The sequence below is a fragment of the Butyricicoccus sp. AM32-19 genome (assembly GCF_003480365.1).
Lineage (GTDB): Bacteria > Bacillota > Clostridia > Oscillospirales > Butyricicoccaceae > Agathobaculum > Agathobaculum butyriciproducens.
The window spans coordinates 82,648-94,521 of sequence record NZ_QUIX01000012.1; the positions used below are offsets into that span (position 1 = coordinate 82,648).

Genomic DNA, 11,874 nt, shown 5'->3' on the forward strand with positions numbered 1-11,874 from the left:
TCAGCCTGCTTTTCCCAAAATCGCTGATTACTTATAATTCTTATATTCGACCCATTTCCGAACAATTCCCCCTAAAATAGAGCAAACACTCAAACTGACAAGCAGCAGATTTGCAAGTTCCCCAAAAGCCAGAAAAGCGACTGCAACAAACAGGTTCATTACAAGAACTACTCCTGTTTTTGGTATCTTTGCCACAGTATACATATACGGAATCCAGTCCATAATAAAACCGCTAACACACCGAAACAAAGGATATGTCTCTATTTTTGGTAAAACCATAGATGTAGGTTAATCATGTTTTTTAATCAGCATTTTGCTACTCACTGTCTTCCCCAAATAGCTACCGAATTTGACCTCACGATCAATTCTTCGACAGGTAGACCAATCGGGCAAATGTTATGGCAAGCTAATGATTTCCCGCATCCCTCAAAATAATTTTCCTTATATTGAGTTGAAACATCGTTTCGATGGCTTATTTCCTGTTCTTCATTCAGAATCCGAAATGCGTTGACTGCAGCAACAGCGCCTGCAAAAGTCCCATTTGCAGAGAAGTTAGGACACACTTCAAGGCAGCAGCCACACATCAGACAGCGTGCCGACTGGTATCTCGGTTCATGTGTCCACGAACTCATATAAGCTTCACTTTCAAGCCAAAGGTTCAGTTTTTTCAAATTTTCAAACAGATTTGACCGGTCAACGATCAAATCTCTTACAAGCGGAAATTTGCTTAAAGGTTCCAAGGTAATTGTAGAACCTTTTAACGTATGTAGAAATGTAGAGCATGCCAGCCTCGGACGTTCGTTAATCAGCATGGCGCAAGCCCCACATTTTCGCACCATACAGCTACATTCCCAGCTGATGGGAGTAACTATATTCCCTGAGTTATCTTTCAAAGGGGTTCTACTGTTCAATTCCTTTAGAACAGTGGCAACAGAGCTGTTTCTGCTTCCGTCGAACTCAAATTCCTGCCAATAACTGTCTGCTTTCTGACTCTCCTGCCGCCTGATTCTTATTTTATATACCAAGTGAATCACCGCCTTTCTGGAACAGGTACAAAGGAAATCTGTATCTGCTTTCCATCAAATCTGGCTACCGTTGTTTTAAGGTAATCATCGTCATTGCTCTTCGGATAATCCTCCCGCCAGTGTGCACCACGGCTTTCTTTTCTTGCAAGAGCACTCTTTAGAACTGCCATGCCAAGCAATGGAAGATTTCCTGTCAGCGCTTGTACCGTTTGAATCCCATTTAACAACGTATTCTCATTTCTGACAACGCCCATAGTCTCCTGCATCACTTTGTTTAATTGCTTTATTTCTGAAATTTGGGACGCTGGTGGAAAATCTATCTGTGTCGCACAAGATAGATCTACTACATCTGCCTGTTCGCATGCTGATTTTGCCGCAACACGTCCTCCGTATAACGCTCCTAACAGAGAATTTCCACCAAGACGGTTGGCACCATGATATTGGGCACAGCATTCTCCGACAGCGTAAAGATTCTGAATCGGCGTTCTGTGCTGCTCATCCACCAGAATGCCTCCCATAAAATAGTGAATTCCCGGTAAAACAGACACCGGTTCCTTTCGTATATCTTTATGCAGATAGGTCATACAATCGTCTGCCAGACCAGATAGCTTATTTGAAATAATCTCGTCCGATATTTCCGTCATGTCAAGAAATACCTCTGATTCATGGCTGACCTTCCATATCTCTCTGGCGGTAATATCTCGTGGCATCAGATTTCCAAGCTCCGGGTATTTTTCCTCCATGAAATACCATTGTTTTCCATCTTTCATGGCAAACAACCTGCCACCTTCCCCTCTGGCCGCCTCGCTGATGAGCATGCGTTTTCCACCACATTTCACAGTTGTCGGATGATACTGGATCATCTCGCCATTTGCCAGAGGAACACCAAGCCTGAACAATTCTGCGGTGACTTCTCCTGTATTGCTCAGCGAACCCGTTGTATTTCCAAACAATCCGTGCATACCACCGGTGGCAACAATAACCGCATCCCCCGGTAATTCCACAGTCTCCTGACTGTATTCATCCCTGATTACGCAGCCACAACAAATATTGTCACAAAGACGAAGTGTTAGGAAAGAATGATGGCTGAACCGTTCTACCATACCAGATGCTTCTTTCCTGCGAACAGCGTCTATCATAGCTGTCATAATCTGCTTCCCGGTATCGCTCTGCGCAAAAGCAGTCCTTTTCTTTTTCTGCCCGCCAAAATTCCGCAGATCCACATCATCATAGCCGCTCATGTTAAATTGAACTCCAAGTTTTAACAGCCAGTGCACCAGCTCCGGTGCTGCCTGTGTCATTCCCCAAACTGCATTTGGGTCTGCCAGACCGCAAGCCGCCTTTATTGTATCTGTGAAATGTTCTTCGGGACTGTCGTTTTCATCTTTTGTATTCAAAGCTGCGTTGATACCGCCCTCCGCCATAACAGACTGTGCCCGCTCTGATGGAAAGGAGGAAACCAGTTTTACATTGCATCCATTTTCCGCTGCCTGCAAAGCCGCTGAAAGTCCTGCCAGTCCAGCACCTATAATAATAATAATTGTCTTACTCATAGATATTGCCACCCAATATAATAGAAAATAACTGCGCCCGCTATAAACAGAAGGAGCACCGAAAGAATCAAATAAATATCCCCCCTTCGTTCTTTATAACTGATGATTCCCAGCGATACGAGCAATGGGCGGATATTGATAAAAATATGAACAAAGATTGCCGCCACGAACAAAAGCTGAGTTACCATCTTTACCGTTGTAAAAGGGAACAAAATATATGTCCCATTCTGCACCTTTCCAAACAAGCCAATATGGAAGAACAGCAGGATCAGTATTGCCAGCCCACTGGCTCGTCTCGCCCAGAATATGGCGTTCTGTTTCAGATACATTTTTCCGGATTGCTTCGCTGTCTGTAAACTCTGAACTGTCAGGATGACACCAATCACCGTATGCACAACAAGAATACCAACACCAATCCATGCAAGAAGTTTCCCTGCGCTACTTCCAACTCCGTTCAGCATAAAGCTGCCCATGATTCCATGAATCATAAAAATGAGAAGCATTAAAACAGACAAAATCGTATTCCATTTTCTCATAAATTCCCGCTCACCTCATTTCTTCGCTGTCCATGATCATATAGTCCATCTGTGTTAGCGTTGTAACGTCAATAAAATCATCCGATGCCAGGAATACATCATACTTTCCACTTACCACTCTTGATAGCATCATTGTGTTACTGTACTCTTTCAGATCTACGAAAAAACCGGCCTGTTTCAACCTGTCACAGAGTTTCTTAGCATAACTGACAAGCGGATAATCCGTCTCAGATACATATAACCGAAAACTAATGTCCGTTTTCATGAGATCTGTTTCATTTGTTTCCGAATCGTCCAGTGCCAATTCTTTTAATTTATTCCGGGTGTTCTCGTTGTCGAGACCATCTGACATCATATTAATACCGAGAACATAAGAGCCTTCCAACTGTGCGGCGGCTTGGGCAGCTTTTTTTGCTTTCGGTGTTGCTCCTGTGATTGCATCAATCATAGAGAGCGGTGAGTGCAAAAGTGCACCGAAACCTGCAAGAAAAACAATCGTAACAACTAACAGAATCAGTTTTCGTTTCACATTCCCACCTCATTTCCTATTTTCTCAAAATTCTCATTGCGTTTAAAACAGCAATTATGGTAACGCCTACATCACCAAATACAGCTTCCCACATTCCCGCAATACCAAGAGCGCCAAGAATCAGGAACACACTCTTAATCCCAAGAGCAATCACTATATTCTGCATGACAATCTGTTTTGTCGCTTTTGCTACTTCAATCGCGTCCACCAGCTTAGACGGTTCATCTGTCATCAGAACTACATCTGCTGCTTCAATGGCCGCATCCGAACCAAGCCCACCCATTGCAATACCAACATCTGCACGGGCAAGGACAGGAGCGTCATTGATACCATCACCAACAAAAGCCATTTTGCTTCCCGGTCTCTTTTTACCATCTAAAAGCTCAACCTTTTCCACTTTTTTGGTCAGGAAGCAGCTGTGCATAATATTCATCCAACTGCAATTCTTCTGCAACAGACTTCCCAATTTTTTCATCATCACCGGTAAGCATGACTGTTTTTTCCACACCGATATGTTTCAAATCAGAAATTGCTTTTTTGCTGTCCGGCTTTACTTCATCTGTTATCAAAATGCATCCGGCATATTGACCATCTACTGCTATATAAACCTTTGTACCAACTTTTTCACAGGCTGTGTACTCCACATGCTCTGAATCCATAAGTTTCGTATTGCCAGCATAAACTTTCTTCTTTCCTGCCATGGCACTGATTCCATATCCGGAAATTTCCTTGTAATCAGAGATAACTGATTGGTCAATTTCTTTTCTATAAGCGGAGAGAATGGATTTTGCAATAGGATGGTTAGAAAAGCTCTCTGCCTGGGCCGCATACTCCAGAACCTGTTCTTTTGAAAATCCATTTGCAGGCAGAATATCAGTCACATTGAAAACACCCTTTGTAAGTGTTCCAGTTTTATCGAACACAATAATGCTGACATTATTAAGCGCCTCTAAATAATTACTTCCTTTTACAAGAACACCTCGTTTAGATGCCGCACCAATACCTCCGAAGAGAGTCAGCGGGATTGAAATGACCAATGCACATGGGCAAGATACCACAAGGAAAACAAATCCTCTGCGAATCCACTCTGTCCAACCTCCACCAAGAAGGATCGGTGGCAGAATTGCCAGAATAGCTGCTAAGATTACAACAACAGGAGTGTAATAACGTGCAAATGTAGTAATGAAATTTTCTGTTGGTGCTTTTCTACTGGACGCATTCTCCACAAGATCAATAATCTTTGAAGCAGTAGATTCACCAAATGCTTTCGTTGTCTTAATCGTTAAAACACCCGTCTGATTCATACAACCGGAAAGTGCTTCGTCTCCTTTATGAACGCTTCTCGGAACCGATTCTCCAGTTAAAGCCCTCGTATCCAGCATAGAATCTCCATCCAATACCACACCGTCTAATGGGATTTTTTCACCAGGCTTTACAATAATAATCTCACCAATGGCAACACTTTCAGGAGATATGGTAATCAATTCTCCGTTCCTTCTGACTGTAGCACAATCCGGACGTATATCCATTAAATCTGATATAGATTTTCTGGAACGCTTAACAGCCAACGACTGGAAAAATTCACCAACTTGATAGAACAGCATAACAGCAACTGCTTCTGGATATTCACCAATGACAAAAGCCCCAATCGTAGAAACACTCATCAAAAAATGTTCATCAAATACACGCCCCTTTGAAATGTTCCTCACAGCCTGCCATACAACATCTCCACCAAGAATAACATAAGAAACAATGAGAAAAGCTAACTCGATAGGCAGTGGCACTTTCGCAAAAACAGTCAATGCCATACCAATACCATAGATTGCTGCGCCAATCGCTAAACGAATCGTCAACTTCTTGTCCTCATTGTTATAGGATTCATTGGCCTCCTGCTTTTTTCCGGTATATAAGATTCCTGTACAATTTCAGAAACTTCCACATCTGGCTCATGGCTATGAACAATCGTTTCAATCTGACTGGCTATCGTATCTGCGGCTGTCTGAGCAACATTGATTGTAAGCGTCTGCTTCATCAGATTTACCACTGAGGATTGCACTCCATCCAATTCTCCGACTTCTTTTTCAATTTTTGCGGAGCAGTTCGGACAGTCCAAGCCCTTTAACAAATAACTCTTTGTAACGGGGATAATTGTTTCTTCCTGAACCTCCACACCCGGCTCATGGCTGTAGACAATCGTTTCAATCTGACTGGCTATTGTATTTGCGGCAGCTGGAGCAACATTGATTGTAAGCGTCTGCTTCATCAAATTTACAACTGAGGATTGTACTCCATCCAATTCTTCGACTTCCTTTTCAATTTTTGCGGAACAATTTGGACAGTCCAACCCTTTTAATAGAAATATGCGTTTCATGATAATCTCCTTATAATTTGTTTAATTGTTCAATCACTCACTTAAACTTCCCACATAAATAGTGGGATTTGTACCTTGAAAACTCTATATTTCAGATCCTAAAAATACCACTTACGCCACCCGGAAGTCTTCACTTAGGGCGTTCTGCATGAATTCTGGCAGTCTGTTGAAGAAGTCGATATAGATTTTTTCAATCAGCTCGTCAGAAACGTGTAAGATTGCCTTGATAAACGCTCCATAGCAAGTACCTTGCCAGCCCCAAAGTGCTGCAACATGGTTTTGCAAGCAATAATCCGCAACGTTCGCTCCTCCAGTATTCACCTGTAATCTCCATACCGCCATCTTCTCATCTCCCCGCTTTCTTCTTTAGTGCTTATCCACCTTCCGCTTCGGGAACCATCCTTTTGCCACTCTTATTTCCTGTTCTTTCAGTTCCTTAATGCTCCAAAAGCAACTGACGCCCAAAACACCCAGGGAAACCGACCAAAGTATTTCCTGCATTCTTACGGATAGAATCATACACAAAATGCCCACCAGCAAAAATACCGGCCAACAGCGGCTTCCAAAGTAATACTCCGCATATATAACAATAGGATGGAACAATCCAATCAGAAAAAAGGTAAGCACACCAATCAATATACCACTAAAATTCATCATAACTCCTTGTCCTTTTCCTTATACAAACAGCACATTATCGCAGACCGGCGCAACTTATCTTCTGCGTGCAACAGTCGCCCTCAACAACATATCCAATATGCGCAAAGAAGAAGTATTGCAATATAGAACTACAACCTTCCTCTTCTATATTTTTTAAATATCTGACACATTTTTACGGATTGCATTTTTTACACGGATCATAACCTGCAGCAATCAGCGCATCCCTACTCTATAATTTGTTTAATTGTTCAATTACTCAACTATAATATTAAAAAATATTATTTCTGCCAAAGATGCTCAAATCCCTTGTCAATAATCTCTTTCACATGATCATCTGCCAGCGAGTAGTAAACTATCTGTGCTTCTTTACGGAATTTTACCAGATTCGCAAGACGCAATGCCTTTAACTGGTGTGAGATTGCGGATTTCGTTACCCCCAGTAGCACAGCAAGATCACATACACACATCTCACTCTGTTCCAGAGCGTGTAAGATTTGTACTCTGGTACCATCTCCAAATAGCTTAAATAAAGATGCTAACTGGATATAATCATCTTTGGGTTGCATCTTGGATTTCACATCATTCACAATATCCTCATGAATTACATCGCAATTACAAATATAAGACGTTTTAGGCATACACTTACCTCGTATAATTTTAGTTGAATAGTTGTTCAACTATGATTATATTCATTTATTTTTCTATGTCAATAAGATTAGTAAATATCTTCTTGGATTTTTGTTTTTAACTGCTTAATACTTTTATACCGCATCAAAGAATGTGTAGATGAGTTTGAATATAAATTCAAGGACTCCGAAACAGGAAAAATTAAAAAGTTCAAGATAACAGAAAAAAGGATTGTTACTTTTAATCCCAAACTGGCCAAGAAGCAGATATATGAGATTAATAAAGAAGTTGAAAAAGCAAAACTGCTGAAAGCTTCACAGGCAAAGTGCTCAGAATACGGCGACTCTGCAAAATATGTGATTTTTACCACTACAGGTGAACAGCGAATAAGTTTGTAAGGCTAAATTCCACACCCAACAGGAATTTACTTTTACAAATAATTGAACAGACGTTTTCTACATTCATCTATTGACTTTACTGCACAGAACGACTACAATACAGCCATATAAGGAAGTGCGTTACTATGCCGCAAACTGCTTTTCGCCCCAACCACATGCACATTGCGTGGCACGATTACACATCACATGATGCTACTCTACCGATCTCTGCCGCGCCCTTGCGCGAGAAGGCCTCCGTCATCGGCCGCACCGGCTTGATGCTGCTCTCATGCGGCACCGGTGCATGGCGTGTCCGCAGTTCGATGAACACGCTTGCGGAGGAGCTGGGGCTGGTCTGTGCAGCCGACATTGGCCTGACCTCAATCGAATACACCTGCTTTGACGGTGAACAGGCATTTTCGCAAACGCTCACGCTGACCAGCACAGGCGTCAACACCTCAAAGCTCAACCGACTCGAGCAGTTCGTCGCTGAGTTTGCCGACATCTGCTCCCGTATGACCGGCGAGCAGCTGCACACCCACCTTGACGAAATCGAGCAGGTGCACGGACTGTATTCGCCACTGATGCTCGGTCTGGCGGCTGCCCTCGCCTGCGGTGCATTTACGTTTCTGCTCGGCGGCGGCTGGGTCGAGATGATACTCGCATTCTTTGGCGCGGGTATCGGCAACGCCGTGCGCTGCAAGCTGTCCAAGCACCATCTGACGCTTGTGCTCTGCACGACTGTTTCGGTCGCAGCAGCCTGTCTGGTGTACGCGGGCTGTCTCAAGATTGCCGAGATGACCTGCGGCATCAATGTCCAGCACGAAGCCGGCTACATCTGCTCCATGCTGTTCATCATTCCCGGATTTCCGTTCATCACCAGCGGCATCGACATGGCCAAGCTGGATATGCGGTCAGGTCTCGAACGGCTCAGCTACGCGGTAATGATCGTATTGATTGCCACGATGGCCGCATGGCTGATGGCGCTCGCGCTGCACCTCAAACCGGTAGATTTTCTGCCGCTGAACCTCAGCATGCTACAGTATATCGTATTCCGCCTGCTCACCAGCTTCTGCGGTGTGTTCGGCTTTTCGATCATGTTCAACAGCCCGGTACCACTGGCGATGTCCGCCGCGGTTATCGGCGCAATATCCAACACGCTGCGTCTGGAGCTGGTTGACCTTGCATCTTTGCCGCCTGCGGCTGCCGCATTTTTCGCGGCCATGATCGCCGGACTGCTGGCTTCTGCGTACAAAAAGCACTCCGGTTTTCCGCGCATCGCGATTACAGTGCCATCTATTGTGATTATGGTGCCCGGCCTGTATCTCTACCGCGCAATTTACAATCTCGGTATGATGAACCTGAGCATTTCCGCTTCGTGGTTCGCGTCTGCCACATTGATCATTCTCGCGCTTCCGCTCGGACTGATCTTCGCCCGTATTATGACGGATAAGATGTTCCGTTACTGCACCTGATTTTCTGCAGACAAGCCAAAACCGCTGCTGTGAGTTTTCCTCATAGCAGCGGTTTTGTTATGCTTTTTACAGCGGCAGCGAGTCCTTGCCAGCCTGATGGATCATCTCCTCACGACAGCGCAGCACAATGCCGTCCACCTGCTCGAGATGGTGCAGGATGTTATGTTCAAACTCCTTAAGCGGCAGCAGAACGCCCAGTTCATCGTGGCTTTTCTGCAACTTGTAGCCGGTGTCCTGACCGTAGAATACCATCGCGGTCGGACACCTCTGCTGGATTTCATTGAATGCGTCCCAGACGATGTTGTACGCCTGTGCTTCGGTCAGACCCTGCTCGACCGTATCCGGCAGCGCGTACAGCGTCAGCACGCCGCGGCGGGACGGCGAATACATCTCCCGCACCTGCATGTCCTTGGTGTACTTGTGGCGCAGATGACTGCCATCGGCCAGGTAGAGCGCCGCACGCGGTACAGACAGGTGCTGACGGTAAATATCGTGGAACTTGCGCAGCTCTCGTGCCGAGACGGCATTGCGGTATTCCTCGCGCACCTCACCGTTCGCATCGGTCAGCAGTCTGGGATTCCCGCCGTTTTTGCCATGAAAGCGATACGGAATAAGATAGGCTGTGCGCAGCAGATCGAACATCGTGTTATTGCATAGCGCAATCGTCAGCGCGGAAATATCGCGGTTCTCGTAAGCCTGCAAAAGCGCTTTCGCAAAGCTGCACTCTGCACCGCCGCCATCCTCAAACGATGCATTCTCCTGTTCCATGCAGAAGGTTTCGTACAACTGCTGCTCTGCACCCGGATTGCTCAGAATTCTGTGGAACAGTGCTTCGGCGTGTTCCTCTCTTGGAAAAAGTGATGCCATGATAATTCCTCCTCATGCACTGTCAAGAGCTTGCTTTTTCGCAATACAAGCATAGCCCTGTTTATCTCGTATGTCAATCGTATTTTTCAAATTATAACGTAACCGTCAAACCTCCCGCATCTCCTGTGGCCAACTATTAGGGTAGCATTCACAAAAGAGTCTATGAATATGAACCGTCGTTTTTACTGAGAAATTACTGCCTTTCTCGGAAAGCACGCTTTCAATGTCCACTTTTTCATTCTCAATATCCACTTTTGCATTTCCCATATCCACTTTTTCTTCATTCAAAAGTCCACTTATATGTAGATTGCGATTATGAAGCTCATTCTTCTCGTTCAAAAGCAGATTTCTGAAAAACACTTCCAGATACTCCGTTGTTTCGTGAATACCTTTCTGCAGGTTCGTATAGTTTGCACGGACAAGTGCATTTCTGAAATACCACGCATTTTCCGCAAATATATCATTGGTAGCAGAAAAACCAAGTGTCCTCAAACAGGATTTGAGTTGCATAATTCTACTTCAGCTTCATCTTTCCCTCCATTCGCATCATCTCATTCTGGGCTTGCGCTTTGGTCACGTTTGCATAAACGCGCATGGTTGTTTCGGCATCTGCGTGCCCCATGATAATCTGAACTGTTTTCAAGTCTATTCCGCCCAGAATCATCCTCGTACAGAATGTATGCCGCAACATATATGTTTTGATTGTAAAGAGGAGACACTGCTCCGTTAAATTTAATCAGTGCGCACATACATCAATTATCTCTTTATGAGAGAAAGGAGTGCTTTTGCTTGAAATTTCTTCATAAAAAGAATTCGAAAAAAGGAGCTATCCCAAACGGATAACTCCTTACTTTCTGTAAAGCCATTTTGTTCATATGTGGTGTCAAATTGGTGTCAAACCAATCCCACAATGCCCAAAAGTGACGGTATATCTAGACTTTTTAGTCCAGCGGCTTCATCGTCGGGAAATTATGACCTGAACGGACAAAGGTCTGCAAGCCCCTGTTGACCCTCTGTAGTCGCACAACAGCGGTTAAATCGGCCTCGATTAAAAATCTGCGATTCCTTGTTGTCTACAATCCACTTGCTGGCACACGCTTTGGCATACGCGGCATACACAGCGCAGTACCGCCTGCACTCACGCTCTGTTCACATCTGTCTTCCTTTTACTTATTCATTATACCACTTTTTCGACGCTCTGCTACTTGAAATTTCAACTGAACCCATTCGCTCAATATTACAAAAGGCGTTTTCCGAAGGCTTAACAGTCGTAAGGAACTATTTGTCTTGCGGTTGGGGCAGAGGACGGTGTGACCGAAAAGGTCACGCCGTTTTTCTGCGTCCAAGGGTAGATTCTGCGATCATGGGTTCTACCAGTACGGGGATCTCCACATCGTCCAAAAAGTTGAAGAAAATCTCAACCTTCTGTCGGCGCTTGCCGCTGGACTTGTCCGGCGCATGGATGATGATCTTCTTGATATACTCGTTGACAATCGTCTGCGTCAGCTCCGTGACATCCACATACTTTTTCGTCAGCGCAATGAAAGCGTCCAGATCATCGCCCATTGCCTGCCGCTGCTCGCCCCATTCTTCCGTTGTTTCAATTTCGAGCTTTAACCGTTCCTGCTCCGCTTCATAATCAGCCGTCATTTTCTTATACTTCTCCTTGCCGATCTCACCGAGAGCGTAATCCTCATAGAGCCGGGACATGACCACATCAAGATTGGCAAGGCGCTTTTTTGCCTGCTCCATGCGTTTCTGATCTTCCCGGATGTCTCGTTCCTGATCGGCGCGGCGGTAATGCAGCCACTCCTCCTGAAAGCCCTCCACATCGCTGCGGATATACGCATTGACCGC

The 11,874-nt window shown here is 44.8% G+C and carries 13 protein-coding genes and 1 pseudogene; 1 reads left to right on the forward strand and 13 read right to left on the reverse strand.

The genetic code is table 11. The features are described from left to right. Window positions 1-27: 27 nt before the first annotated feature. From DW806_RS10645 to DW806_RS10685, 9 genes and pseudogenes are all read right to left on the reverse strand, one after another. Complete coding sequence (locus DW806_RS10645; protein ID WP_118360377.1) at window positions 28-279, reverse strand: MptD family putative ECF transporter S component; 252 nt, start codon at window positions 277-279, stop codon at window positions 28-30. A 41-nt stretch (window positions 280-320) separates the two neighbouring features. Further along, window positions 321-1,034, reverse strand: a complete 714-nt coding sequence (locus DW806_RS10650) for a succinate dehydrogenase/fumarate reductase iron-sulfur subunit (protein WP_442861150.1) — start codon at window positions 1,032-1,034, stop codon at window positions 321-323. Beyond that, window positions 1,031-2,578: an FAD-dependent oxidoreductase gene (locus DW806_RS10655; protein WP_118729928.1), complete on the reverse strand. Its 1,548-nt coding sequence runs from the start codon at window positions 2,576-2,578 to the stop codon at window positions 1,031-1,033. The genes DW806_RS10650 and DW806_RS10655 overlap by 4 nt, the downstream gene beginning before the upstream one ends. Beyond that, complete coding sequence (locus tag DW806_RS10660; protein ID WP_008703787.1) at window positions 2,575-3,114, reverse strand: hypothetical protein; 540 nt, start codon at window positions 3,112-3,114, stop codon at window positions 2,575-2,577. Before DW806_RS10660 ends, DW806_RS10655 begins: the two co-directional genes overlap by 4 nt. A 10-nt stretch (window positions 3,115-3,124) precedes the next feature. After that, window positions 3,125-3,643 carry a DUF6921 family protein gene (locus DW806_RS10665; protein ID WP_118729929.1) on the reverse strand — a complete coding sequence of 173 codons (519 nt, stop codon included), beginning with the start codon at window positions 3,641-3,643 and terminating at the stop codon, window positions 3,125-3,127. A gap of 16 nt (window positions 3,644-3,659) precedes the next feature. Continuing rightward, window positions 3,660-6,014, reverse strand: a pseudogene (locus DW806_RS10670) (heavy metal translocating P-type ATPase). 111 nt (window positions 6,015-6,125) lie between these two features. Further along, the gene (locus DW806_RS10675; protein ID WP_118729930.1) at window positions 6,126-6,356 is read right to left on the reverse strand and encodes a hypothetical protein; all 231 of its coding nucleotides are present in this window, start codon (window positions 6,354-6,356) and stop codon (window positions 6,126-6,128) included. Window positions 6,357-6,380: 24 nt separating this feature from the next. After that, window positions 6,381-6,671: a DUF4491 family protein gene (locus DW806_RS10680; RefSeq protein WP_118729931.1), complete on the reverse strand. Its 291-nt coding sequence runs from the start codon at window positions 6,669-6,671 to the stop codon at window positions 6,381-6,383. 278 nt (window positions 6,672-6,949) lie between these two features. Next, window positions 6,950-7,309 carry an ArsR/SmtB family transcription factor gene (locus tag DW806_RS10685; protein WP_005330964.1) on the reverse strand — a complete coding sequence of 120 codons (360 nt, stop codon included), beginning with the start codon at window positions 7,307-7,309 and terminating at the stop codon, window positions 6,950-6,952. 512 nt (window positions 7,310-7,821) lie between these two features. Between DW806_RS10685 and DW806_RS10695 the strand changes: the two genes are divergently transcribed. Beyond that, window positions 7,822-9,150 (forward strand): threonine/serine ThrE exporter family protein, encoded by a 1,329-nt coding sequence (locus DW806_RS10695; protein WP_110436406.1) that lies wholly within the window; start codon window positions 7,822-7,824, stop codon window positions 9,148-9,150. Between the two features lie 66 nt (window positions 9,151-9,216). Here the strand turns inward: DW806_RS10695 and DW806_RS10700 are convergent, their stop codons facing one another. The 4 genes from DW806_RS10700 to DW806_RS10715 all read right to left on the reverse strand — a co-directional run. Next, complete coding sequence (locus DW806_RS10700) at window positions 9,217-10,017, reverse strand: DUF4866 family protein (protein WP_118285405.1); 801 nt, start codon at window positions 10,015-10,017, stop codon at window positions 9,217-9,219. 105 nt (window positions 10,018-10,122) lie between these two features. Further along, entirely contained in the window at window positions 10,123-10,527 is a 405-nt protein-coding gene (locus tag DW806_RS10705) for a hypothetical protein (protein WP_442861151.1), read from the reverse strand. Between the two features lie 4 nt (window positions 10,528-10,531). Continuing rightward, the gene (locus DW806_RS10710; RefSeq protein ID WP_116704991.1) at window positions 10,532-10,708 is read right to left on the reverse strand and encodes a tyrosine-type recombinase/integrase; all 177 of its coding nucleotides are present in this window, start codon (window positions 10,706-10,708) and stop codon (window positions 10,532-10,534) included. A 632-nt stretch (window positions 10,709-11,340) separates the two neighbouring features. Further along, on the reverse strand, window positions 11,341-11,874 hold a 534-nt coding region (locus tag DW806_RS10715; protein WP_118729932.1), incomplete at its 5' end, for a DUF4368 domain-containing protein.

Coding starts and splice junctions, on each gene's coding strand:
- DW806_RS10645 (WP_118360377.1), bottom strand. CDS start 279: ATGGTTTTACCAAAAATAGAGACATATCCTTTGTTTCGGTGTGTTAGC.
- DW806_RS10655 (WP_118729928.1), bottom strand. CDS start 2,578: ATGAGTAAGACAATTATTATTATTATAGGTGCTGGACTGGCAGGACTT.
- DW806_RS10660 (WP_008703787.1), bottom strand. CDS start 3,114: ATGAGAAAATGGAATACGATTTTGTCTGTTTTAATGCTTCTCATTTTT.
- DW806_RS10675 (WP_118729930.1), bottom strand. CDS start 6,356: ATGGCGGTATGGAGATTACAGGTGAATACTGGAGGAGCGAACGTTGCG.
- DW806_RS10680 (WP_118729931.1), bottom strand. CDS start 6,671: ATGATGAATTTTAGTGGTATATTGATTGGTGTGCTTACCTTTTTTCTG.
- DW806_RS10685 (WP_005330964.1), bottom strand. CDS start 7,309: ATGCCTAAAACGTCTTATATTTGTAATTGCGATGTAATTCATGAGGAT.
- DW806_RS10695 (WP_110436406.1), top strand. CDS start 7,822: ATGCCGCAAACTGCTTTTCGCCCCAACCACATGCACATTGCGTGGCAC.
- DW806_RS10700 (WP_118285405.1), bottom strand. CDS start 10,017: ATGGCATCACTTTTTCCAAGAGAGGAACACGCCGAAGCACTGTTCCAC.
- DW806_RS10705 (WP_442861151.1), bottom strand. CDS start 10,527: ATGCAACTCAAATCCTGTTTGAGGACACTTGGTTTTTCTGCTACCAAT.
- DW806_RS10710 (WP_116704991.1), bottom strand. CDS start 10,708: ATGTTGCGGCATACATTCTGTACGAGGATGATTCTGGGCGGAATAGAC.